Source organism: Candidatus Paceibacterota bacterium (assembly GCA_028714635.1).
Taxonomy (GTDB): Bacteria; Patescibacteriota; Minisyncoccia; order Phycocordibacterales; family JAQTLZ01; genus JAQTLZ01.
The window spans coordinates 128,677-150,824 of the sequence record JAQTLZ010000003.1; the positions used below are offsets into that span (position 1 = coordinate 128,677).

Consider the following 22,148-nt stretch of genomic DNA (forward strand, 5'->3'; position numbering starts at 1 on the left):
AATTTTTGTTGAGGGACGGAATAGGATGCAGATAATTTTCTTGTCGGGGGTCGGAATAGGTCACGAATAATTTTTGCCCAGGCAAAAATTTTCGCTACCCCGACTCATGGTCGACATCTACTGATGTCGACATATTCCGTCCTGCGATTCCGACCGAAGGCAAAGCAGTTTGCCTTCTCCCTCCAGCAACAAGAATAGAAAAAACCCTCACATATGTGAGGGTTTTTTCTATTCTTGTTGCGGGGGTCGGAATCGCACCGACAATCTTCAGGTTATGAGCCTGACGGGATACTGTTACCCTACCCCGCTATAAACAAGACGAAATTATACCGCAAAAATTGCTTTTTGCAAGACAAGCCCGAGAGGAAACTGTCAGATAAAATGAAACTCCTTAAATACCTTTTCGTACAGGCCTATCACGCGCCTCGCTTCCCTCTCCGAGATCAAAAAGTCGCTTCCTTCATGAGCAATGGCATTTCGTATTTTATGCGCTTCCCATGCGCTGTTTATCGAAGAAATTTGGCTCTCATCAATAGATTTTAATTTATCGCTCACGGTTTCTCCATGATACGCCATCTTTGAGAGCATTTCGTCCAGAATAATATCTGCTTCAAGAATGGCAAGACGCCAATCGCTCGGATTTTTAGAATTGATATGGTCGACGATCTTGAGCCATCGGGTATTGGTGTACGGCTGGCCGCTCCCGTGGCCATGATGAGCTTTGTAGTGTTCGCGAAGATGCCGTTCGTGTTCATCCTCTTCTCTTTCAACACGAAGAAGATTTATTTCCGCATAGATGCACAAAAAAATGAGGATGAGACTCAAAATGATCCCGATAATTTTTACAGTCGCGTAAAATGAACTAAGAGAATCAAGAATATCCGATACAGAAAAGTTCGTAATGAAATCAATGATCGAGCCGAAGAAATATTCCAGAAAAGAAGATGAGGGGTCCATGGTTGTATGGAACTATTATATCAAGAAACTACTCGCCTAAAAATTCTTTACCCACAGCAAAAAGGAGTTCTTCTCGGCCGTGATTAGCTGTGAACTGAATGCCGAGAGGCAAATTTTTTCCCTCTTTTGTTTTTGAAAAGCCTGACGGAACCGAGATTGCTGGAGTACCAACAAGATTCGCTGTTACAGTAAAGATGTCTGCAAGATACATCTGCACCGGATCATTGGCCTTCTCTCCAATTTTAAACGCCGGAGATGGAGTAGTCGGAGTCAGAATCAAATCCACGGTTTCAAAGGCCTTTCTAAAATCCTCTTTGAGAAGTCCGCGGACAATATTCGCTTTGTTGTAGTATGCGTCGTAATAACCAGTGGAGAGAACGTAGGTACCGAGAATTATTCTTTGACGGACTTCTTTTCCAAAACCAAACGCTCGAGTTTGGAAATAATCTTTGGTGAGATTGTCCCCTTCCGAATGAAGGCCGTATTTTACTCCATCAAAGCGAGCGAGGTTTGAGGACACTTCTGCGAAGTTCAGAATGTAATATACAGACAAGCAATATTTCATACTTGGCAAAGAAATATCTTTCACCTCATGCCCGAGCGATTCCAGCTTTTTTACCGACTCATCTAAATTCGCCAAGACATCTTTCTCAATTCCTCCCTGCTTCATGAAAGAAAACGGAACGCCGATAATAGATTTTTTCTTTCCTTTCAAAGGCAACTTTGGATACGTCCCTTCGTCGATAGTAGTTCCGTCAAGAACATCTTTCCCGCGAATTGCATGAAAAAGAATCTCTGCATCGGTGACTGTCTTTGTAATTGGACCAATTTGGTCAAAAGATGAAACCGCTGCCATAAGGCCAGACCGAGAGACTGCTCCATAGGTGGGCTTCAACCCCACGACACCGTTGAAACTTGCCGGCTGGCGGATCGAACCGCCAGTATCAGATCCTAAAGAAGCTAAAGCTATGGAAGAAGCGACTGCCACCGCCGAACCACCGGACGTCCCTCCAGCAACCCGCGTTGCGTCGTGAGAATTTTTCGTCACACCAAATGCAGAATTTTCTGTTGAACCGCCTAAAGCAAATTCATCCATATTGGTACGCCCAAGGAAAACAGCTCCGCTTTTTTTGAGCTTTTCAATCGCAGTAGCATCATAAGTCGCAAGATATTTTTCCAACATTTTTGAGGCGGAGCTTGCGGTACGTCCTTTTATTAAGATGTTGTCTTTGATAGCAAGCGGAATTCCGGTAAGCATTCCCGCTTTCCCTGATTTCATTATTTTGTCAGCTTCTTTTGCTTGTAGAAGGACATCATCGTATATTTCCAAATAAGCGTTTAGGTCTGTATTTTTCTTTTTTATTTCCGCAAGATATGTCTCGGCAAGCTCCACTGCAGTAAAGTCACCGTGGACAAGAGCGTCATGTGCAGATTTTATTGTTAAGTTTTCTAAATTTATTTTCATTGTGTACTGGTGTAACGTATAACTTGTAACGTGTAACGGGAATCAAATTCGTTATACGTTGCGCGCTACACGTTACAAGATCTTCTTCACTTTCAAATAGTTTCCCTCTTTTCTCGGGAATTCCGCAACAAGCGCATCAGTATGAGCGCCGGATTCATGTGCATCTTTATCGTCTCGGAACACATTTCTGACAGGCTCTTTTGCTCGAACAATATCTTTCGAACCGGCGGTTTTTATCTCATCGATGTAGCCCAAAATACCGTCGATCTCCTTTGCGAGTACTGCTTTCTCATCATCTTTGAGCTCGATTCGAGCGAGATTCGCAAGCTTTTCTATGTCCTGTGTGGAAATCATAGCCGTAACTATATCAGTTTTTTAGCATCTTCAAAAACGCTTCTTCATTCAAAACTGGCACACCAAGTTCTATCGCCTTATCATATTTTGACCCAGCGCTTTCTCCCGCAACCACATATGAAGTATTTTTTGATACGGAACTTGAGACATTTCCTCCAAGCGCTCTGATTTTCGCCCCGGCTTGATCTCGATCTAATGAAGAAAGGGTACCCGTAAGCACAAAAGTTTTGCCGGCGAGCGACAGCGAGCCGGCCTCCTTTTTTTCTGGAGAAATAATTTTCACCTGCTCAAGAAGCCTGTTAACGAGTTTCTGGTTATGTTTGTCTTGGAACCACTCCACGATTGATTTTGCCACCACATCCCCTACTCCATAAATTGATTGCAATGTCTCAAAATTCGCTTCTTGCAATTTCGAAAGCTTTCCAAAATGGTCTGCCAGATCATTCGCGGTCTCCTCACCCACTTGCGGAATCGAGAGAGAAATAATAAAGCGAGCAAATGGGACTTTTCGTGCCATCTGGATCGAAGAGAGCATATTGTCTACCGACTTTTCTGCCATACGCGGAAGCGCCAGTAGATCGCCCCGTTTCAATGTAAAAATATCTGCAAAATCTGCGATGAGTCCGTTATCGAGAAGCACATCGATATTTTTCGGGCCCACGTGCTCGATATCATATGCGTGCTTTGAAACAAAATGATAGAACTTTCTTTTCTGTTGCGCGAACGAATTTTTATTCACACATCTCCACGCTGCCTGCCCGGGAATCCGTTCTATCTTCCCATCTCCTCCGCATTCAGGAACATGCGTCGGCCATTTATATGCTTTTTCTTTTCCTGTGCGCATTTCTGTCAGCACTTTCACAATGTCGGGAATAACATCCCCCGCTTTTTGGAGAATTACCGTGTCCCCAATTCGGACATCGAGGCGTTTTATTTCATCTTCATTATGAAGAGTCGCTCGGGAGACAGTAGAGCCCGCAACAGAAACGGGGCGTAAATGGGCAACGGGCGTCAAAACTCCCGTACGTCCTACCTGAAGAGTAATATCTTCCACCACAGTCGTCACTTGCTCGGCGGCAAATTTGAAAGCGATAGCCCAGCGCGGAGCTTTGCCGGTATAGCCAAGCGCTTCTTGAAATTCGATCTCATTTACTTTCACAACAACACCGTCGATCAAGTAATTTTCTTTCTCTTTTGCTTTCTCCCACTTCTTCCAGAAGGCGATAATTTCCGAGATATCTTTGCAGAGAGTAAAGTGCGGATTGACTTTAAACCCGAGTTTTTTCAAAAAATTCAATTCTTCTTCCTGCGATTTTGGTAATCTCCCATTGAACTCTGCCAAGTCGTACAGAAATGAATCAAGTTTGCGCTCTTCCACCATTTTCGGATCAAGCTGGCGGATGGTCCCTGCTGCAAGATTTCGGGGATTCGCATACGGCTCCAGCCCTTTCTTTTTTTGTTCTTTGTTTAAATTTTCGAGTTGTTTCTTTCCCAACCACACTTCGCCTTCGACAATACAATTCACCGGTTCTGCGAGACGAATTGGTACAGATTGGATTGTTCGCACATTCATTGTTACATCCTCCCCCACAACGCCATCTCCGCGAGTCGCAGCGGTTTTTAAAAGCCCTTTTTCGTATTCAAGCACTACTTTGAGCCCATCGATTTTCAATTCGCATGTATAAGTAGGCGTTTTTGTGATTCCTGCGTCTTTCAAGAACCGCTTCACTCGTTCATCAAAGTTTTTAATATCTTCCTCGGTAAAAGCGTCATTGAGCGACCATTGCGCCACTTTATGCTTCACCTTTTTGAATTGTTCGAGCGGTTTTCCTGCAACTCGCTGGCTTGGAGAGTCGGCCGTTATGAGTTCCGGATATTTCGTTTCAATCTCAACAAGCTCGCGTTTCAGCGAATCAAGCGCCTCTTCGGAAATAGGAGATTCGTTCAAAACATGCGAAGCATAGCGAAATTCCTCAATGGTTTTCTTGAGTTTGCCTAGTCGCTCGATGATTTCCTTCGAAATTGTGCCTTTCTGCATTGCTCTATACTAGCAAAAAGCCGGGCAGGTGTAATCCCATTTCGAAAAAAGGTTTTGTAAGTATTAGTAACTAAACTGAATCCCTCTTTGTACTGTGCGGGGGTTGGAAATCTTTTCGCAGGTAGTGTCGTAACCAAAAGAACTTATCGTAGTCTTGCTATTTATTCCGTCAGGAAGACCCTCTTTCGTCACAGTAACTTCCGCACAAGCCTTTATGGGACTCGGGAAGTGAAGTTTGAATTTAGTAGTTGCAGAAGATACGGTTGGGGTGCCTGGATCCCAATAACTCCCAGATGCGTTCTGTCCAGGGTTCGTGATATCAAAAGTCACGCAAAACCTACTGGTCGGAGCAGGGACTATTGGAATGGAAGACGTAGCAAACACCTGTCCTGGAAAACCAATATCGAAGTATTGTGCGCACTCCGCTGCCGTATCAGCCGCGTAAAAAGCGATCTCTGACTGTTTTGAGGTAGAAGCAAAAAAGAGATCCTTCACCGTCGTATTGAAAATAGAGAGGCCTATAGCGAGCAAGATACTCGCCACAAGAGCAGCAATAAGTACCGTAATTCCCTTCTTATATTTAAGTATGTTCTTTTTTTGAAAAATCTTTTTCATCCCGTTAGAAGCTTACTATGTTTAGCTTATGGTGGTCAAAATGAAACATGGCATGTAAATATTTGTTGCTTCTAACGGGATTCATTCTTATTGCCAGACATTAAAGAGCGACTCGCTCACTTGGATTTTACTGTTGCCATTGCTTGCGATACTTCCAGTCCACGTTACTTCAACATCAACTTTGTATTCTGGCGCATTTCCTGAAATTTTTACTTTTCTCGCAAATCGAGACGCGTCTCCAGATCCACTCGAAGAATGGTATAAGCCTGAAGACTCGTCATATTTCAAAGGGGCACTCCAGCTTGCCACGTTACCGTTAATAGTATCGATGTCGCAACCATTCGCACCCGCACAAGCTGTGAGAGCACTCGCCCAGCTGTTTTGCGGCGAAGTGGTTTTCACAGACGTTATAGCGTCACCATCTCTCAAACTTCGAACATATTCAATAACATCCTGCGCGAGGTATGCAGCAGTAATCTGATCTCGGGCAAAGTAGGAAGCCTGGAGAGCATTCGCCACGATACTCAAAGGGACAATCACGGCAATCATAAGAATGGAGATGGCCATCAGAGTTTCAACTAGGGTGAAACCCTTTTTCGTATCATCTGTTTTTTTATGTATCAAATATTTCATCAGATATTTAGTTGACGCTGGGTTTCCGTGGTTTGAAGATTGAACATAGTTTTACTCTTTCCAGATCCTGTATAGCCGGAAACAATTACAAGCACCCTCGCCTGCTTATTAGCAAGATCAGAAACACTCGCGTCTAAAACGTAAAATTTGAGACCATTTATGCCATCATCAGAGGTTGGAGCGTGGGTATCTTGGATGCATACCTCCGGCGCAGTAATGGGATTGTTTCCTATCAATGTCCCATCCGGCTTGGTGGTATATTTCCAAATTTGAGAACAATTAGTGTCCGTACCCACATCATGTGATTTTAAATAATAGTAAACAATTTTGTTCGGATCCCTTATTCCTTCAAATGTGAAAGATACGTAATGAAATGGAGTACCAGGAGGATTACAACCATCCCCCGCATGGTTATGCCCTGGGGTACTTAAAACATAATATCCCACACTATTACATTCATAATTAAGACCGAACCGAATATCGCGGGACATTTCTTCCATGGCAAAGTTCAAGTTGTTCATAATGGTCTTTACCGCCTGCGATTTCTTGTTGAGTGCAATAATATTCAAAAGTGCGGCCATACTGATGGTCATGACAATGGCAAAAATCGAAACCGCCACCATCATTTCGATTAAAGTAAAACCACTTGTTTGTTTTAATTTTTTAGAGAATTTCATGGCGTTGGAACATCTTGTGGTATTGATATCTGGCCAGTAGAATACACCACGATTTTCTTTTTCTTGCCTTGCGGAGAGATTATGGTAATTTCCGCTCTGCTTTGCGTGCCGGTTGTCACCCCTCCGTCTTCAGACATTATAATCCTGGCATCGGGATTTGGACGCACAAAAGTGATATCGAGTTTTTTGTTCAGGTGAGTAGCATCCCCGCAATTAACTGCTGCCTCGTCACCCACAGCGGTGCAAAATGTGTCGACTTTGTATCTCCCGGAAAAACTATAAGTCTTTACAGGACTTCCATCGTTTGCTTGGCCTGATATATACACACCATCCCCGACAGGAGAAGAAGAATCAAGTGGACGATCAGCGAATAAAATAAAAGTAGCAGTTGAAATATTTCCCAAGCTATCCTTGTCGAAATGAATGCCATACCCGCGCTGGAAAGCTGCCGCATCGCTTCCACCGAGCACGCTCAAGCCGTACACTTGCGCTTCTTTGATAGCAAAAGCCACTTCATACGCGTAGTTCGTAACGAGAGTGGTGCTATTAAAGTTTTGGTAATTATAAATGACAACGGTCGTTACAATACCCATGATCGCTATAACGACGACAAGCTCTATCAAAGTAAACCCTCTTAAGCTTTTCTTTGAAAATTTTTTAAAGAAAGAAATCATAAAGACTAGAGAAAATTCGAGAGACCCGTGATATCAAAATGCAAAAAGAACACCAAAAGAGCGCCGAGAATAAGGAACGGTCCGAACGGGATCTCACTCTTCATTGTAAGGTTTCCCGGGAGAGATATCAACGAGGTTTTCCCCCTCATTATTTTTTGGAAAAGAAGAAGAAGTACGCTTACCCCCGCTCCAATCCAAAAGCCGAGAATTATTGCTGAAACGCCATAGGCAAGGCCCAAGAACCATCCGATACCGAGAGAAAGCTTCGCGTCACCAAGTCCCATCCAACGCCCCTTTGATATGAACCAGAGGAAGAAGAATGGAAAAAGAAAAAGAATTGGCCCCGCAAGAAAATCGAAGGGTACAGGGTGGAGGGTAAAGGGTATAGGGTAAAAATACAAAAGAATCATCCTACCAAGGGAAAGCAGAGCGAAAGCGTAGACGAGCCCGTCAGGAATGATTTTGTGTCGTATGTCATAGACAGTAATAATCACAAGGAGGCTCTCGATAACGAAATAAAACAAGATTGTCGGCAGACTAGAGACTTCAAACTGAAAGCGTAAGGCTGTGAGAACGAAAAGTACTCCGGTTGAAAATTCAACAAGAGGATATTGCCATGATATTTTCGCTTTGCAGGAACGGCACTTACCAAGCTGAATTAAGAAACTCAAAAGCGGAACGAGTTCGTACCAGCGAAGTATTTTTCCGCAGGAGAAACAGTAGGAGCGCCCGCCGATAGTGGTGCCGGTGTTATACCGCAAAATAACCACGTTCAGAAAGCTTCCAATGATAAGCCCGAAAATAAAGACGAGAAGTCCGAAGAAGAAAATCATAGACTTCTATTATATAACGAGTTTGGCAATGATAGACGAAAATTAGGAGCCAGCTTTACACACGCCTGAACTAAATCCTTGATCAGCCACACTTGGACTAACCCTTCTCGAGACACCGTTACTATCAACACACCAAGAATGCGCTGAGCTTGTTTTAAGTGGCATTGAAATCGCCCAGGAGTTAGGTCTGGATACACATTTCCCCTGACTCACCCCGCTTCCTCCGCTTAATTTTCCAGCATTGTCGAGAATAGATCTCACTTTAGTATTACTGAAAACAGTACCTCCAAAACCACAGAAGCCCGGTCCATAGGTAATTCCATAATTCCCATTCGTTGCATAGTAGAGCTCTATTTGTTTTTGTGCTTCCTTAAGCTCGCTTTGGATGCCCGCATCGGCGGTTTTAGCTCGAGAAGCACTCAAAGAAACGATTACAATCAGAGCCAAAATAGCGATAATCGTAATTACGACAAGAAGTTCGATAAGGGTAAAGCCTTTTTTTCTAGAAGACATAAAAGAAAAGTATGAAATCATTGTACATTTTAAAAACAAGAGAGACCAGAGAAAGATTGTTGATAACAAAAACACCGCCTAAGCGGTGTTTTTGAGAAACTTTCTGAAGAAACTACCCGCAGATAACATCGCCACTACCAGTACCGGTAGTAATAGATGTAGCGCTCGTTGAGGTTGCCGCACCAGTACTATCAACACAGAAATAACTGGCACCCCCTGCGCCCCCTATTCCCGTCAAGTCAACTTCAGCAGCCCACGAATACAAATCAGTACTTATACCGCACTTTGTTTTGCCCGCACCAGCTTGCGCATTTGCAGCAACTACAAGATTGTTAAGTCCGTTCGTACAAAGATCAGAGGCGTAGGTGCCATTATTGTTAGTCAACTCAGCTTGTGCTCTCATCGAACTCAAACTTCCGATCGCAGATGCTTGTTTGCCCTTGTTTCGAGCAGTGCTCAAAGATGCAAGAACGATTGCTGAAAGAATACCGATGATCGCGATGACCACGAGGAGTTCGATCAATGTAAAACCTTTTTTCTTATTCATACTTTAATTGTTACTAATAATGTTGTTAATAATATACTAACTATAAAATGCGACTTTACTTCTTCCCTAAGTATCGCCTTAGAGAGATCATATGTAGCGCTCATACTATTATACAACAATGAAACAAACGGGGTGTGGATAACCCGAACAGCGTAGAGCGGCGAGCGGATAGCGTTCAGGAAAAGCCAGAAATTTACTTACCGTTCGACGCTAAACGCTTTACGCTGCCCTAAAAGGCCGATGAGAGGTTGTAAATTGGGAGGAGCACTGCAACCAAGAGAAATCCGATTCCAGCGCCCAAAACTACGATCATCGCCGGTTCGATAAGGTCAACAAGAGTATCCACCGTAGTCTCCACTTCTCTTTGGTAGAACTTCGCAAGAGTTTTCATGATATTTCCGAGTTCTCCGGTTTCTTCACCGACTTTGATCATCTGCATCATAATGCCTGGAATCTCCGGACTTCTTGCAAGCGCATCCGAAAGAGCGCTTCCGGCTTTCACCGCTTCATAACAACGCTTCAAAATGTCTTCGTAGACCCTGTTTCCAACCACCGCAGTCGTGATTTCAAGCACACGAAGCATTGGAATTCCGGAGAGGATCATCGTATTTAAATTATCAGCAATTCGCGAAAGGTAAAGTTTTTTATAGAGAGTTCCGATATACGGCATCGTAATTTTAAAACGAGCAAGCGACATACTCCCCGCATCCGTGCGGAAAAATCTGAAAAGCAAAATTCCGCAGATAATAAGGATGATGACGGCAAAGACACCATAATTGACCAAGAAACTGCTGATAGTAATAATCACCCTCGTCACAAAAGGAATCGCCTGTCCTGAATCAATAAGAATGGAACTAATACGGGGAATAACCATCGTAAACATAAGAATCATCACCGAAAAAAACGTAACGATAATAAAAGCAGGGTAAATGAGGGCGTTTCTTGCCTTCATCGTCACCGCATAGGAGCGGTCGAGATAATCGGCCAGAAACTGGAAAGTCATATCCAGTTTCCCTGATTCCTCTCCTGAAACCACCATATTTACGAAAAAGTCAGAAAATATTTTGGGAAATTTTGCCAGAGCCTTTGAGATTGTTGAACCGCCCTGAATATCAGTAGAAACTTCCAAAAGAGCTTTTTTGAGAACAGGATTCTCTTGTTGTTCGCCAAGAAGCTGAAAAACGCGTAGAGCTGAAACTTGCGCTTCGAAAAGGGTTGAAATCTGGCGAGAAAGGATGACGACTTCACCATTCGAAACCCTGTCGAAAAGAGAAATATTATGCTTCAAGAAGCCTTGCGGTTTGTCGGCGGGCGTAATGGAAGAAACAGTAAGTCCCCGCCTCTGCAGAGAATTAATCGCCACATCGATATTCACCGCCTCGATCGAGCCTGGAATGGATTGCCCCTTCGTGTCTACTGACGTGTAATTAAAAAGCATAATAAAATTACAAAAGCTTCTTCAAAGTCTTTGGATTAAAGGAGCGTAGGTACGCATTCTCGACACTTATTTCTCCCGCGCGAACAAGATCAGCGAGGCATCGGTTCATATCAATCATCCCTTCTTCAAGGCCTGTTTCAATGACAGTATTTATTTCGTGAGTGCGTTTCTCACGGATAAGGTTCGCGACAGCGTTGGTGTTGATGAGAAGCTCGTAAGCCGGAATAAGGCCCCCGGAAATGCGGGGAATGAGGCGTTGAGAGAAAATACCGCTCATTGATTCAGAGAGCTGGGTGCGAATTTGATCCTGCTGGTCCGGCGGGAATGAGTCAATGATTCGGTCAATGGTCTGTGCGGCGTTATTGGTGTGAAGCGTAGACATCACCAGATGTCCTGTCTCTGCCGCAGTTACAGCAGTTGAAATAGTTTCGAGACCTCGCATCTCTCCCACCATAAGCACATCAATATCCTGACGGAAAATACTTTGAAGAGCGATATGGAAATCTTTGGTATCTATATGCACTTCTCGCTGGTCAATGATGCTCTTCTTTGGTTCAAAAATAAATTCGATCGGATCTTCGATGGTGATGATGTGTTCCGGACGGTCGTTATTGATCATCTCCACCATACTCGCAAGAGTTGTGGTTTTCCCTTGTCCAACCGGGCCCACAACAAGAAAGAATCCTTGTTGCTTTTTTGTGAATGTCTCAAGCACCGGAGGGAGATGAAGATCTTGGAGAGTTTTTATGACAGTCGGAATGAGACGAAGCGCTATGCCAATAGAACCCTTTTGAAAAAAAGCATTGCCCCGAAAGCGCGCTGATTTCCCGTATGCGTATGAAAAATCTGCTTCTTGTTCCTTAAGAAAAAGCTCTCGCTTCTCGCGGCTTAAAAGCGCGGTTACAAACCCAAGCGTATCGGTCTTTGTAAGAACGGGTTTCTTAGTAATGGGGACAAGAAAACCTGAAACTCGAATAGTAGGGTGCATTCCTTCAGAAAAGTGAATGTCTGATCCACCCTCTCGCACCACGATTTCAATCAGCTCTTCGAGTTCTTTTGTATAATCCATCCCGTTAGAAGCAGGTCGCGGTCAACGCGATCTGCATAAAGTTATTGTGGTAAATGTTTCGACTATTTTTCATCTTAATGATTGTTGTTGATTTAAACCGTGACCGCGGCTTCTAACGGGACCATTTATTTTTTCTTTTCACTAAAAATTTTTACGACCTGCTCAACGACTTCTGATGGAATGGTCGAAGCTTTCACAATATAACCATCTACGCCCATCGATTTCGCTTTCTCAATATCCGGAGATTGGCCTTGATTGGTCAGGACAACAACAACAGCTTTATCCGCAATATGCTCTTTCTTTACCGTTTCGAGGAGTTGGAACCCGCTCATTGTCGGCATTACCAAATCCAAGATAAGAATGTCCGGAATAAATCCGCCCTTCAAAGTTGTAAGAGCGTCGGCTCCGCTTGAAGCGCCGTGAACATCAAAGTTCCCCTTCTTGAATTTCATACAATACATATCAAGAAGAAATTTGTCGTCATCGACTATGAGCAATTTATATGTTTTATCTTTGTCCATGCGACTATGCAAATAAAAACGTTAGTGGTTCTATTATATACCAAACAAGATTCTGGAAGAAACGTTATCCACCGAAAATCTAAGCGCTCTTTAAAGCTTATTTACTTCCTCAAATGGAATTTCCCCATTAAAAGCCTTTATGAGCCCATCTTCCTTCATAGTAAGCATTCCCTGCTGTCTTGCCACCTTCATAATTTCAGCCTCTGTCGGACTTTTAAGAAGCATCGCGTCAAGCTCCTTATCCATTTTCAAAACTTCAAAGACGGCAGACCTCCCGCGAGTTCCACTCGGACATTCCGGAGTCGGAGCAATGCCTAATATATGATCCGGAATCTTTATTTCTTTTCTAAACTTTTCGGGAAGGTCTTCGAATGTGGTCTCAACCATCGCTTTCAGGCTTCCTTCGATCGGAATTGGCTTTCCGGAACCAGGGCAGATCTTTACTACAAGCCTTTGCGCAGCAGCAAGAATGAGCGTTGGTGCGATAAGATATGGGTCAACTCCCATATCGATAAGTCGCGGAATCACTCCTGCGGCATTGTTGGTGTGAATGGTCGAAAGCACGAGGTGTCCGGTAAGCGCGGCTTGCACCGCAAGCTTGGCGGTTTCTTTATCTCGAATTTCACCGACCATAATGACGTCCGGGTCTTGTCGGAGCGTTGTGCGCAAACCGTTTGCAAAAGTGTACCCGATCTCTGGACGGACTTGCGACTGACTCATCCCCGGCACGTTATATTCGATCGGATCTTCGAGAGAAAGTACATTGTTCGACTCTCGATCAATTTCATTGAGCATAGAATAGAGTGTCGTGGTCTTTCCAGAACCAGTCGGACCGGAAATGAGAATGAGTCCATACGGACGAGTGATTGCATCTTTGAGGAGCGCAATGTTTCTTGGACTCAAACCCATCTCATCGAGCTTCTTGACTCCCTTTTCCTGGTCGAGAATTCGCATCACCACCTTCTCGCCGAAATAGGTCGGGAATGTTGAAACACGAAAGTCGATCTTCCTTCCATCGATCTTCGCGGAAAAACGTCCGTCTTGAGGCTTGCGTTTTTCATCAAGCTTCATATTTGAAAGCACCTTGATGCGGGCCGCAACGGATGATTCTATATTGATGGGGAGTATGAGACTGGTATTTAAAATTCCGTCCACGCGGAAACGAACTCGGACATTATCCCGCATTGGCTCGACGTGGACGTCCGAAGCGTTCCCTTCAATTGCGTAGCGAAGGATGGTGGCGACAATTTTCGTAACAGGAGCATCCTCGATAATCTTCGCGTCTTTCCCTTTCGAGATATCCTCTTCTCCGTCTTCATCATAGCGGGATATTTCGATGTTATCCCCCATATCCCCCGCAACGTCCGACTGGAGATCAGTCAAGGCTTTCGTTACCTCCCCCGAAAGGCCTTTGTAGGTATCGACAATCTTTTTGAAATCATCTTCCGAGATAGAAAAAATCTTAAAGGGCATCCCGATTTTCGAGGAGATGAAATTGAGCGCATCCCTTGCTTCCATATCCTCCGGATCAACAAGCCCAACCTCGAGAACGCCGTCAGTTACCCCGAGCGGAGCGAATTTATAATGGACCGCGGATTCCTCAGGAATATACTTGAGCGTATCGTATGGAATTCTGGTGCTTCCCAGATGTCTTTCCGGGATATCAACAGCTTCTCGTCCAGTTTTTATAAGTTCCGCCGGGCTAATTCCCCTTTTTTCCAAAACTTGCGCGAGTGATTGGCCAGTCGAAGACATCTCCGCTTCTATGCCGGGGATATCGCTTTCTGATATAAGATTTTTACGCGCGAGCGCTTCAAGAAGGGTCATAGTCTATAAAAAGAAGCTTCTTCAAGAACGATTATCTTCCGGTACTTCCGGGTATCGTTCCCAAAGAACTCACACTTCCATCTTCGTACCCGACAGGAGCGAAAGGATCAGGTCTGCCGATAGGCTCGGCCTGAATCTCGACGCCAAAATCTTGGAGACTTTGGAAAGCCGCTGTAGCAAAAATGCTGCGGTCAATATTTACTTTCTCAAGCTCCTGAAGAAGGGTGATGGTCTTTTGCCCAATTACAAGTCCTTGATCATCGACTCCGGACGAGGTTGTTTGAGTCAAAAGGGCGCTGTCCGGGTTTTTTACAGGACTTGCATAATACCAATATCCAAGAAACACGGCGCCGACGAGCACAAGAATGATAATAATAGTTTTCATAAAAAATATATTGTTTGAATCACTTCGCTTTTAACCAATACGTCTTCAGGTCTATAGAAAAATCGTAAACGCCTATCTTTTGAGGACGGATGGTAAGCCCCACAATATCAGTAATGCGCAAGCTATGCTCAAGGTCGTTCAGGAAGTTAAAAAATTCATTGTACGAAGAAGTGACAGTAAAGCCCAGACCGATGGAATCATATTTTCTCTCGTCAACAATAACAGAGTTGTTTTTATCAGCCGCTGATGGTCCCTGATTTATCTTGGTGTTGCGAATTTTCATCCCATGGAGATTAGCGATAGAATTGATATCGAGGATGAGACGGACGTTATCTACGGCATTTGGAAGCATTTTGCTTAACCGAACCCGATCCTCATCAGTGATGGATTTGTATTTTTCTGAAAGTTCAATTCTTCTGTTAGCAAGGTCTTTCGATTTCCCGAGCGCCTCATCATATTGAGCAAGCTTGACTCTTTTTGCCACAATGCCTTGGTACTGCGGATCGATAAATCCGAAAAAAAGCCCGATGGAAGCGACAAGAAGAATAATTGGTGTGAGTGTTTTAAACATATGCTTATTGTAAAGGAGTACTGCTTGCATCTCCCGTAACATCGGTCGTTGTTCCGTTTTGTGTTTGATCAAACGTGGTGTCTGGAAGCGGAGTGTTCAAATTCCTTTCATACAGAATGAGCGACGGATCAAGCGTGGATGTAAAACTGAAAGTAACATTTCCGCTCGGATCGAGATTCAAATCTGAAAAGATTGGATTTTTTATGAGACCTCCTTCATCCTTCGACAAAATGTCTGACTGAAAAGCGATCGAGCCGTAATTGAGTGTCTGGCCTTTCATCGCCAAAGTGATTTTATCTGGACCAGCAAAGGTAAGAGTTAGATCCGAGAATTGAATGGATTTCAAAACTGTTTTCTGGAGCGTATCAAAAATCGGTGTTACTGCAACGTGATTGTGAAGAATTTGTTTTGCGGCTTCAATTCTGGTATCAAGACGGATATATTGTTCAAGAGTTGGCAATTCAAGCGCGTCTTCATTCGCTTTTAAAGTCTTCGTTTCCTTGTCAATCTGTTTATCAAGAACTCCTGAATAGAAATAAACGCCTGCGGATGTCGCGAGAGTTATGATGAAAATAATTGCGACAATAAGAGAAACGAGATTTATTCCTCGAGACACGACAGCCCCGTCGTTCAGAGCTTTTTTAGGTATGAAAGATGTTTGGAGCTTCGGATCCATCTTCTCTATTATAGTATGCGCTCTCTCTTTTTACTACGGAAAAGAGGGGGTATCTGTGAATAACTCGCGAACAGCGGATAGCGTTTAGCGTATAGAAAGAAACTCTCCCTCGACGCTTACCGCTTTACGCTGCCCCTATGGCAACTCCTGAAGGCGTCTCAAGGCAACTCCGATAGCAACAGAGAACTCGGAACCAGTCATGCGAAGGGTGGGTTCTAGAAACGCGGGAAATTCTACCTTAGAAAACGGCTCTCCGAGCATCACTTCTACTTCAAAAGCATGCTTCGCCAACTCAAGAAGTCCTTTGTAACCCAAGCCCCCTCCAGCCAAAACAACTTTCGCAATATTCTTGTTGTATTTTTTCTGGTAATTTTGGAGAACTCGGTTTGATTCAGAAAAAATGAAATCTGTTGTAAGAGAAATGGTATCTGCAATTGCTTTTTCATCAGTCCTCTGAACAGCGCCGAAACTGCGTTTTATATTTTCCGCCTCGGGAATACTGACACCAAGTGAAGACGAGAGAGCGATCGTTATATCTTGAGAACCCCGGTTGATGGTATGGGAATTGCGGACAATGCCTCTATCCACGATATAAAGTTTTGTAGAACCTGCGCCAAGATCGATAATCATAATAGCCCCCGGACTCTTGTCGATGAGAGCTCGTATGGTGCTGAAGATTTCAATCTCGATGAAACTTGCCTCGATCCCGCTTTTCGCAATGATGTCTTGATAACGGCTGATGACTTCATTGTGAATTGCCACGATGAGCACCTGTACTTTTTCTACTTTTCCAAGAACCGGCGCCGATGGTTGCACAGCTTCGCTTTCTTCAGATGTTTCTGCTGGTTCTTCCGGAATAACCCACCAATCGAGAGACACTTCCGAGATTGGAACTGGAATATATTTTCGCGCCTCAAGCGGAATCATCTGCGCCAGTTCTTTTTCGGGAACTTTCGGAAGCTCGATCATCGTCACCATACTAGAACCAATGGGAATTGCCACTCCGCACTGCTTTGTGCTTGTTTTTGCTTCGCGCAAAAGATCCTTGAGCGCTTCACTAACTCTTTCAGTAGGCAAATTTGTCGCCCGTCCCATCTCAAGTCCGGAATAAGGACCGAGAGCAAGCTCTCCGTATGTTTCGAGCACTGCCTTCCCTCCTTTCTTTTTGAGTTGGACAACTTTTATCGAAGAAGAGCCGATGTCTATGCCGAGTACGCTCGGATTCGACGGTTTCAACATTCCCTGGAAGATTTTTTTGAAAGGATTCTCCATACGTTCTGTACTATCGAAAAAACATTTTTAGCAAAAAAGGTTACAATTAGTATACCCCGGCACTCATTTTTAACAAAGTAAGTGCCAGTGTATACCCCCAACTGAGAAGTTATTGCCTTGCATATCACCTCCATGAATACACTGTCTGCCTTTTTTAGAAAAATCTTTTTCGGGTGTATCGATCTCCTCCTTCCCCCTTCGGATATTGAGAGGATGAGGCCGGAAGAATTTGCGTCTCGAGTGAAAAGTGTTGCCCAAAGAGGAAATTTGCCTGCCGATATCGAAATCCTTTTCCCTTACAGGGACAGTTTAGTGCGCCGAGCGATTTGGGAGCTCAAATATCGCGGAAATAGAAAAATCGCTTCTCTGTTAAGCGCTCTTTTGTACGAAAGGATGCTTCGCGAAGCCCGCAAGAGAGAGTCATCGGAAGAAAGAACAAAAATCATTGTTATCCCGATTCCCTCTTCACAAGGACGGCTTCGGGAAAAAGGATTCAATCAGGTGCATCTTCTGGTAGAAATGATGCAGACACATGACACAGAAAAAATATTTTCATTCGATATCTCAACGCTTCAAAAGATACGAGAGACAAAAACTCAAGTGTCAGTAAAAAATAAAAATGACCGCTTACAAAACCTAAGAGGCGCTTTTGCGGTGGCTCGGAACAAAAATGTCACGGGAACAACAATCTTTCTCATCGACGACGTAGCAACAACGGGTGCCACACTTTGGGAAGCAAAACATATTCTCTCGAAAGCCGGAGCGAAAAAGGTGGTTTGCTTTGCAATAGCACATTGAAATGAGGTGGGGGGTTTGAAATCAACACAACTCTACGCTAGGATACCGATATGAAATATAAGTATTTTGTCGGAGTGGAACATCAAAAGATCCACTACAAATTCCTCCATGATCTTCTGGGCGGAGAATTCGTCACTTATCCCTGCACTATCTTTACGGAAACATTTTCTCCGGAGCTTTTGAAAGAAGATAGCGAAGACGTTATCTGGTTTTTCAGCGATATTTTCTATCATCTCCACCCGCTTCTGAAAGGCAAGCAAGTCCTCACCAAGCATGGAATGACATTCGGGCCATATCTTGACCCTGGAAAAGCTCATTGCATCAATACCTATTTCGACATGGTGTTCCAGCCGGGTCTAACGCAAGAAAACAAGCACCGGCAATTCAAAATCAATCCTGAAAAAATAAAGCCGGTGGGATTTACGTTTCTTTTTGAAGTCCCCGATTTGCTCGTAAAGAAAAATTCCATTCTCTTCGGTTCAACCTGCTTTCGCCACTGGAATCATTACGACAACTTTTTCAATATTCTCGCGCGCCTTGAACCGGAAGTAGATGCTTATCTCTCTTTTCACCCCTATACTCCTCCGAACATTCTTACTCCTTTTTTAGATCTTGTACGGCAGAAAAAAGAGATAAAGCTTCTCACCACCCAAGAAGAGTTCCTCGAAGCGTGCGCATTTTGCGAGCGCACTGTGTGCGGGGGTTCCGGATCCGTCGCAGCGCCATTTTGGTTTCGCGAAAAGCCAGTGATCCTTCTCCGCGGAGAATCACAAGTAAATGAGCACGCCCAAAAAATTGATCCGAAAATCGGCTGGGAGCGAGTAAAGGCGGAAATGGACGAACCGCTTTTCGGGAAAATCCTTGACGAGAGCGAGAAAATTTCGAATTGGCGAGATTGGAATCTGAAAAAAGTCTTGGACGCAAAGTCCGCGCCAACCGCAAAAACAATTTTCTATCCTTCCAACCGAAATAGAAAGGAAACGGAGAAAAAAATCAAAACACTCCTTAAAGAGCTTTCAAAAAAATGACCGCAAAATCAGGATCACTTCCCGTCTACGCCATCCTACTCGCAGGAGGAGAAGGTAGGCGCTATTCATCTGGGAAAAATTTGAAACAGTTTGTAAAAACAAAAGGCAAACCTCTTTTTCTTTGGGCGCTTGAAACGTATCTTAAAATGCCGGAGGTACAAAAAATTGCAATCGTGTTTCCAGAGAAAGAACACGAGCATATAAAATTCCTGAAAAAAATTCCTCCCGAACGCATAGACATTCTTTTTGCGAAAGAAGACAGGCACGCAAGTATTGCTTACGCTCTCGGCACATTCCCAAAGAAAGGATTAGTAGTTATTCAAGACGGTATCTCTCCCCTTACGAAAGCACCTCTGATTCGAGAAACGCTTCTTTCCGCAAAAAAGTATGGAGCAGCAACGGCATTTATTCCTGCTATTTACCGGGTGTTCACTCGCAAAGAAAATTTCATAGAAAAAGTACTGGAACGACAAGAACTTGGCTACACAGTAAGTCCGCAAGCGTTTCGGATCGCAGTTTTACAGAAAGCCCTCGATGCGGGGAAGAAAGCTCACGTGAAAGACAGAGCGATGGTTGATTTGGTTCGGCGTATTGGAAAAAAAGTTGCGCTCGTGGCGTCAAACCCGGAAAATATAAAACTCACCTATCCTCACGACGCTCTTACGATAGAAGCGCTGTTGCGAAAAAATTAGGAAACGACCGGCTGTGCACAATGCGAGCAACGTTTTGCTTCGAGCGGAATTTCGCTCAAACATTCCGGACATTTTTTTGTTGTAGGGTCCGCTGGAGGACCTTTTTTGCTTCGCGCGACAAGAACATTCATCGGTTTGATGATGAAAAAGAAAACTGCTCCCGCGACTAAAATAAACGAAATGAGGGCGTTCAGAAAATCGCCGTACAGAAACTTGCTGCCGTTCAGCGTAAATGCGAGACCGCCAAAATCAGGCACTTTTGCAATCGCAGAAATAAATGGAGTCAAAATATCTTTCACGAGCGCCGATACGACTGTTCCGAAAGCAGCACCAACAACAACGCCAACTGCGAGATCAACGACATTTCCGCGAAGCAAAAATTGTTTGAATTCTTTGAGGATGGACATGGGATTATTTTATCATATTTACAGCGGCGGAGACGGAGGGATTCGAACCCTCGAGGGGGTTTAAAGCCCCTGCCTCTTTAGCAAAGAGGTACGTTAGACCACTCTGACACGTCTCCAGAATTCAAACAGAGTAACATATTTTTTCGCTTTTCTCCATGAGTACGGAGAAACAAACGAATTGACAAGAAAAACCGTTGAGCCGTTTAGAAACTCCCTCCGTCTTTAGCTTTATGCTAAACTAGGAAATCTGGAGGAATGGGTGAGTGGTTTAAACCAGCGGTTTACTAAACCGCCGAGCCTTAATTGGTTCCGTGAGTTCGAATCTCACTTCCTCCGCAGGAGTTTAAAACAAAGTTTTAAAGTGAGATTCGAAGCCCGATTGAGCATTTTTCAAAGAAAAATCCAATCGGGGTACTGACCCTGTAAGGGTCGAATCTCACTTCCTCCGCAATAAAAAAACGCCCGAGCAGATTTCTCCGCTCAGGCATTTCGATTCGTTATAAGGTTACGTCAAACGAGTGATGTCCAGCCGCAAAGAACGGCGGTTACCGAAAGCACCCTCCATCCTGAGGCGCGCGAGGATTTTCTGTTGAGCTTTATTCACATCGCCACTTCGGAAGTTCCTCTCCGCCATGCTGTAATAGTAGCCGTCGTCTCCTTTCGTCAGGTTGCGCTCAAAAAGAAAACTACGCGCATTTTTGAATTCTAATCCGGCGCCCTCTACGAACTCTCGGAGGAGGGCGGGTGGATAAATCTTCTCGGAATTTTCCAATACAACCTTCCTGAAGGCAAATTCAACGAGAGCAGCTTCCGAGGCAAGGAGAAGATCGTCAGGCTTCATCTTTGCCATACTCTTAACCGAGATCTCCACCTTCGACGAAGCTATTTTCAAAATCGCAAACAATTTCCCAAAATGGCGATCCTGGAATAAGTCATCCTCTTTCTCCCTGTACAAAGCCTCTCTTCGAGCCATTATCCACCCAAAGTAGCACGAAACAATCCCCCAAACCCATGCCCAGGGCGAAAAGGGAAAACTCGTATCTTCCAGGAGCCCTCGGACAAAAGACGTATGCGACGAAAATGCGCATATACCGAAGGTGAACAGTACGACCGCAAGCACGAATCGCACCCTCCTTTTTGCACGAAGCTCCCTCATCTGCTTGCAAACCTGGATGAGTGCGTCAGCAGCATCATCATTCGTCATAACAAAGTACCTCCCAGCTCTCTTCGCAAAAGGAATCCTGAGGTTTCTGGCCCCACCGAGATTCACCAAATACGGCTTCAGACCGTATCGAGTACACATTTCCTAGAAGAGCATCCGAGCATTACGATACCATTTTTTAGAAAAAAAGCAAGAATAAAGCTCATGCGGTATTTTTGCATGAGCTTGATTGAAAACAATACTGGTAACAGTTCGCGTCTACGCTACCGGCAATCCCTCAACAGACCGCATCGCCCTGTCGCAGAGTGCGGGAACATCGTAGTCTGTGAGTCTTCCCTTGTGGAGTACGGCACACTTTCCCTGGAGTGTTGCGCGCAGAAGAACAGCGCGGGGTCCATTGTCGGAAGAAGCGCCTTCTCTTAGAGACGCCTGGCACCTGACGAGCTCGAGCGCCTCGTTTAAAAGCTTGTCGTCAACAAACTTGCGAAACCCTTCATCGTCCTTCTTCGCAATATCTTCAACAGTGATGCAAAGAGCGCTGCAGATATCTCCGATCTTATGCTTCGACATAAGATCCCATCTTTTCGTACAATATCTCCCTTCCCAAAGAGAAAGGAGTATCATCGTGAGAATAAGTGTGACGATAATAAGCCACCCCGAAAGCGCGAGGCTGGCGAAGCCGAAGCCGTAATAATTCAGGACGCAGCTTCCTCCGAGAAGGACGAAAGCGATGAGTCCCAGCAATGCCCAATACACCTCGGGGAGTTCCTCCTTCTCCGTGTAATCATCCTTGTATTCCCCGAACTTCCAAAGGAAAAGGCAATACAGCGGGATGGTGATCAGGCAAAGATAGAACTTGACCAGAAAGACCGCGATGAGCAGGAAGAAAGATACCTGCGACACATTGAGCAGGCGATTCTGATCCTTCTCATAACGAACAATGAGCCTGCAAACTGCCGTCAGATCGGTGTTCACCAAAGATGTACTCATGACAAA

General features: G+C 44.4%; 25 protein-coding genes and 3 tRNA genes. 4 read left to right on the forward strand and 24 right to left on the reverse strand.

The window, feature by feature from the left end; genetic code table 11:
* Window positions 1-237: 237 nt before the first annotated feature.
* The 20 genes from PHS53_02990 to pilM all read right to left on the reverse strand — a co-directional run bounded on the left by PHS53_02990 (window position 238) and on the right by pilM (window position 17,065).
* Window positions 238-309: transfer RNA gene (locus tag PHS53_02990), tRNA-Met, on the reverse strand.
* 63 nt (window positions 310-372) lie between these two features.
* Window positions 373-957, reverse strand: a complete 585-nt coding sequence (locus PHS53_02995) for a hypothetical protein (GenBank protein MDD5357086.1) — start codon at window positions 955-957, stop codon at window positions 373-375.
* Window positions 958-985: 28 nt separating this feature from the next.
* Window positions 986-2,422, reverse strand: coding sequence for an Asp-tRNA(Asn)/Glu-tRNA(Gln) amidotransferase subunit GatA (gene gatA / locus PHS53_03000; GenBank protein MDD5357087.1), 1,437 nt, complete (start codon window positions 2,420-2,422; stop codon window positions 986-988).
* A 72-nt stretch (window positions 2,423-2,494) separates the two neighbouring features.
* Window positions 2,495-2,776 carry an Asp-tRNA(Asn)/Glu-tRNA(Gln) amidotransferase subunit GatC gene (gene gatC / locus PHS53_03005; protein ID MDD5357088.1) on the reverse strand — a complete coding sequence of 94 codons (282 nt, stop codon included), beginning with the start codon at window positions 2,774-2,776 and terminating at the stop codon, window positions 2,495-2,497.
* 13 nt (window positions 2,777-2,789) lie between these two features.
* Window positions 2,790-4,814, reverse strand: coding sequence for an NAD-dependent DNA ligase LigA (gene ligA / locus PHS53_03010; GenBank protein ID MDD5357089.1), 2,025 nt, complete (start codon window positions 4,812-4,814; stop codon window positions 2,790-2,792).
* 63 nt (window positions 4,815-4,877) lie between these two features.
* The gene (locus PHS53_03015) at window positions 4,878-5,429 is read right to left on the reverse strand and encodes a pilus assembly PilX N-terminal domain-containing protein (protein ID MDD5357090.1); all 552 of its coding nucleotides are present in this window, start codon (window positions 5,427-5,429) and stop codon (window positions 4,878-4,880) included.
* Window positions 5,430-5,516: 87 nt separating this feature from the next.
* Window positions 5,517-5,996, reverse strand: a complete 480-nt coding sequence (locus PHS53_03020; GenBank protein MDD5357091.1) for a hypothetical protein — start codon at window positions 5,994-5,996, stop codon at window positions 5,517-5,519.
* Between the two features lie 65 nt (window positions 5,997-6,061).
* Window positions 6,062-6,739, reverse strand: coding sequence for a type II secretion system protein (locus PHS53_03025; protein ID MDD5357092.1), 678 nt, complete (start codon window positions 6,737-6,739; stop codon window positions 6,062-6,064).
* A complete protein-coding gene (locus tag PHS53_03030) occupies window positions 6,736-7,413 on the reverse strand; it encodes a type II secretion system protein (protein ID MDD5357093.1) in 678 nt (225 codons plus the stop codon). The genes PHS53_03025 and PHS53_03030 overlap by 4 nt, the downstream gene beginning before the upstream one ends.
* Window positions 7,414-7,418: 5 nt before the next feature.
* Window positions 7,419-8,246, reverse strand: coding sequence for a prepilin peptidase (locus PHS53_03035; protein ID MDD5357094.1), 828 nt, complete (start codon window positions 8,244-8,246; stop codon window positions 7,419-7,421).
* A gap of 42 nt (window positions 8,247-8,288) precedes the next feature.
* Window positions 8,289-8,759 (reverse strand): prepilin-type N-terminal cleavage/methylation domain-containing protein, encoded by a 471-nt coding sequence (locus tag PHS53_03040; GenBank protein ID MDD5357095.1) that lies wholly within the window; start codon window positions 8,757-8,759, stop codon window positions 8,289-8,291.
* 112 nt (window positions 8,760-8,871) lie between these two features.
* Entirely contained in the window at window positions 8,872-9,306 is a 435-nt protein-coding gene (locus PHS53_03045; protein ID MDD5357096.1) for a type II secretion system protein, read from the reverse strand.
* A 229-nt stretch (window positions 9,307-9,535) separates the two neighbouring features.
* Window positions 9,536-10,744, reverse strand: a complete 1,209-nt coding sequence (locus PHS53_03050) for a type II secretion system F family protein (protein ID MDD5357097.1) — start codon at window positions 10,742-10,744, stop codon at window positions 9,536-9,538.
* A gap of 7 nt (window positions 10,745-10,751) precedes the next feature.
* A complete protein-coding gene (locus PHS53_03055) occupies window positions 10,752-11,813 on the reverse strand; it encodes a PilT/PilU family type 4a pilus ATPase (protein MDD5357098.1) in 1,062 nt (353 codons plus the stop codon).
* A 125-nt stretch (window positions 11,814-11,938) separates the two neighbouring features.
* Window positions 11,939-12,334: a response regulator gene (locus tag PHS53_03060; protein MDD5357099.1), complete on the reverse strand. Its 396-nt coding sequence runs from the start codon at window positions 12,332-12,334 to the stop codon at window positions 11,939-11,941.
* A gap of 90 nt (window positions 12,335-12,424) precedes the next feature.
* Window positions 12,425-14,161, reverse strand: coding sequence for a GspE/PulE family protein (locus PHS53_03065; GenBank protein ID MDD5357100.1), 1,737 nt, complete (start codon window positions 14,159-14,161; stop codon window positions 12,425-12,427).
* 31 nt (window positions 14,162-14,192) lie between these two features.
* Window positions 14,193-14,546 carry a hypothetical protein gene (locus tag PHS53_03070; protein MDD5357101.1) on the reverse strand — a complete coding sequence of 118 codons (354 nt, stop codon included), beginning with the start codon at window positions 14,544-14,546 and terminating at the stop codon, window positions 14,193-14,195.
* 19 nt (window positions 14,547-14,565) lie between these two features.
* Complete coding sequence (gene pilO / locus PHS53_03075) at window positions 14,566-15,117, reverse strand: type 4a pilus biogenesis protein PilO (protein MDD5357102.1); 552 nt, start codon at window positions 15,115-15,117, stop codon at window positions 14,566-14,568.
* 4 nt (window positions 15,118-15,121) lie between these two features.
* Window positions 15,122-15,793 (reverse strand): hypothetical protein, encoded by a 672-nt coding sequence (locus tag PHS53_03080; GenBank protein MDD5357103.1) that lies wholly within the window; start codon window positions 15,791-15,793, stop codon window positions 15,122-15,124.
* 135 nt (window positions 15,794-15,928) lie between these two features.
* Window positions 15,929-17,065: a type IV pilus assembly protein PilM gene (gene pilM / locus PHS53_03085; protein ID MDD5357104.1), complete on the reverse strand. Its 1,137-nt coding sequence runs from the start codon at window positions 17,063-17,065 to the stop codon at window positions 15,929-15,931.
* A gap of 132 nt (window positions 17,066-17,197) precedes the next feature.
* Between pilM and PHS53_03090 the strand changes: the two genes are divergently transcribed.
* The 3 genes from PHS53_03090 to PHS53_03100 are packed head-to-tail and all read left to right on the forward strand — an operon-like array spanning window position 17,198 to window position 19,583.
* Window positions 17,198-17,863 carry a phosphoribosyltransferase family protein gene (locus PHS53_03090; protein ID MDD5357105.1) on the forward strand — a complete coding sequence of 222 codons (666 nt, stop codon included), beginning with the start codon at window positions 17,198-17,200 and terminating at the stop codon, window positions 17,861-17,863.
* Window positions 17,864-17,913: 50 nt separating this feature from the next.
* The gene (locus tag PHS53_03095; GenBank protein MDD5357106.1) at window positions 17,914-18,891 is read left to right on the forward strand and encodes a hypothetical protein; all 978 of its coding nucleotides are present in this window, start codon (window positions 17,914-17,916) and stop codon (window positions 18,889-18,891) included.
* On the forward strand, window positions 18,888-19,583 hold the full coding sequence (locus tag PHS53_03100) for a 2-C-methyl-D-erythritol 4-phosphate cytidylyltransferase (protein ID MDD5357107.1): 696 nt from the start codon (window positions 18,888-18,890) through the stop codon (window positions 19,581-19,583). Before PHS53_03095 ends, PHS53_03100 begins: the two co-directional genes overlap by 4 nt.
* Here the strand turns inward: PHS53_03100 and mscL are convergent.
* Window positions 19,580-19,984 carry a large conductance mechanosensitive channel protein MscL gene (mscL, locus tag PHS53_03105; GenBank protein ID MDD5357108.1) on the reverse strand — a complete coding sequence of 135 codons (405 nt, stop codon included), beginning with the start codon at window positions 19,982-19,984 and terminating at the stop codon, window positions 19,580-19,582. The two genes, PHS53_03100 and mscL, sit on opposite strands and share 4 nt — an antisense overlap.
* 33 nt (window positions 19,985-20,017) lie before the next feature.
* Window positions 20,018-20,106 (reverse strand) — tRNA-Ser (locus PHS53_03110).
* 133 nt (window positions 20,107-20,239) lie between these two features.
* On the opposite strand from PHS53_03110, the gene PHS53_03115 reads away from it, so the two are divergent.
* Window positions 20,240-20,326: transfer RNA gene (locus PHS53_03115), tRNA-Ser, on the forward strand.
* Window positions 20,327-20,495: 169 nt separating this feature from the next.
* Here the strand turns inward: PHS53_03115 and PHS53_03120 are convergent.
* Both PHS53_03120 and PHS53_03125 read right to left on the reverse strand, forming a co-directional pair.
* Window positions 20,496-21,293, reverse strand: a complete 798-nt coding sequence (locus PHS53_03120; protein MDD5357109.1) for a hypothetical protein — start codon at window positions 21,291-21,293, stop codon at window positions 20,496-20,498.
* A gap of 117 nt (window positions 21,294-21,410) precedes the next feature.
* The gene (locus tag PHS53_03125) at window positions 21,411-22,142 is read right to left on the reverse strand and encodes a hypothetical protein (GenBank protein MDD5357110.1); all 732 of its coding nucleotides are present in this window, start codon (window positions 22,140-22,142) and stop codon (window positions 21,411-21,413) included.
* Window positions 22,143-22,148 lie beyond the last annotated feature (6 nt).

What these genes read in the sequence shown, in the direction of transcription:
- pilO (MDD5357102.1), bottom strand. Translation starts at nt 15,117, where the DNA reads ATGTTTAAAACACTCACACCAATTATTCTTCTTGTCGCTTCCATCGGG.
- pilM (MDD5357104.1), bottom strand. Translation starts at nt 17,065, where the DNA reads ATGGAGAATCCTTTCAAAAAAATCTTCCAGGGAATGTTGAAACCGTCG.
- PHS53_03125 (MDD5357110.1), bottom strand. Translation starts at nt 22,142, where the DNA reads ATGAGTACATCTTTGGTGAACACCGATCTGACGGCAGTTTGCAGGCTC.
- PHS53_03030 (MDD5357093.1), bottom strand. Translation starts at nt 7,413, where the DNA reads ATGATTTCTTTCTTTAAAAAATTTTCAAAGAAAAGCTTAAGAGGGTTT.
- PHS53_03070 (MDD5357101.1), bottom strand. Translation starts at nt 14,546, where the DNA reads ATGAAAACTATTATTATCATTCTTGTGCTCGTCGGCGCCGTGTTTCTT.
- PHS53_03120 (MDD5357109.1), bottom strand. Translation starts at nt 21,293, where the DNA reads ATGTGTACTCGATACGGTCTGAAGCCGTATTTGGTGAATCTCGGTGGG.
- PHS53_03065 (MDD5357100.1), bottom strand. Translation starts at nt 14,161, where the DNA reads ATGACCCTTCTTGAAGCGCTCGCGCGTAAAAATCTTATATCAGAAAGC.
- PHS53_03060 (MDD5357099.1), bottom strand. Translation starts at nt 12,334, where the DNA reads ATGGACAAAGATAAAACATATAAATTGCTCATAGTCGATGACGACAAA.
- PHS53_03100 (MDD5357107.1), top strand. Translation starts at nt 18,888, where the DNA reads ATGACCGCAAAATCAGGATCACTTCCCGTCTACGCCATCCTACTCGCA.
- PHS53_02995 (MDD5357086.1), bottom strand. Translation starts at nt 957, where the DNA reads ATGGACCCCTCATCTTCTTTTCTGGAATATTTCTTCGGCTCGATCATT.
- ligA (MDD5357089.1), bottom strand. Translation starts at nt 4,814, where the DNA reads ATGCAGAAAGGCACAATTTCGAAGGAAATCATCGAGCGACTAGGCAAA.
- PHS53_03095 (MDD5357106.1), top strand. Translation starts at nt 17,914, where the DNA reads ATGAAATATAAGTATTTTGTCGGAGTGGAACATCAAAAGATCCACTAC.
- PHS53_03090 (MDD5357105.1), top strand. Translation starts at nt 17,198, where the DNA reads ATGAATACACTGTCTGCCTTTTTTAGAAAAATCTTTTTCGGGTGTATC.
- PHS53_03055 (MDD5357098.1), bottom strand. Translation starts at nt 11,813, where the DNA reads ATGGATTATACAAAAGAACTCGAAGAGCTGATTGAAATCGTGGTGCGA.
- PHS53_03025 (MDD5357092.1), bottom strand. Translation starts at nt 6,739, where the DNA reads ATGAAATTCTCTAAAAAATTAAAACAAACAAGTGGTTTTACTTTAATC.
- PHS53_03015 (MDD5357090.1), bottom strand. Translation starts at nt 5,429, where the DNA reads ATGAAAAAGATTTTTCAAAAAAAGAACATACTTAAATATAAGAAGGGA.
- PHS53_03035 (MDD5357094.1), bottom strand. Translation starts at nt 8,246, where the DNA reads ATGATTTTCTTCTTCGGACTTCTCGTCTTTATTTTCGGGCTTATCATT.
- PHS53_03040 (MDD5357095.1), bottom strand. Translation starts at nt 8,759, where the DNA reads ATGTCTTCTAGAAAAAAAGGCTTTACCCTTATCGAACTTCTTGTCGTA.
- gatC (MDD5357088.1), bottom strand. Translation starts at nt 2,776, where the DNA reads ATGATTTCCACACAGGACATAGAAAAGCTTGCGAATCTCGCTCGAATC.
- PHS53_03050 (MDD5357097.1), bottom strand. Translation starts at nt 10,744, where the DNA reads ATGCTTTTTAATTACACGTCAGTAGACACGAAGGGGCAATCCATTCCA.
- gatA (MDD5357087.1), bottom strand. Translation starts at nt 2,422, where the DNA reads ATGAAAATAAATTTAGAAAACTTAACAATAAAATCTGCACATGACGCT.
- PHS53_03020 (MDD5357091.1), bottom strand. Translation starts at nt 5,996, where the DNA reads ATGGCCATCTCCATTCTTATGATTGCCGTGATTGTCCCTTTGAGTATC.
- PHS53_03080 (MDD5357103.1), bottom strand. Translation starts at nt 15,793, where the DNA reads ATGGATCCGAAGCTCCAAACATCTTTCATACCTAAAAAAGCTCTGAAC.
- PHS53_03045 (MDD5357096.1), bottom strand. Translation starts at nt 9,306, where the DNA reads ATGAATAAGAAAAAAGGTTTTACATTGATCGAACTCCTCGTGGTCATC.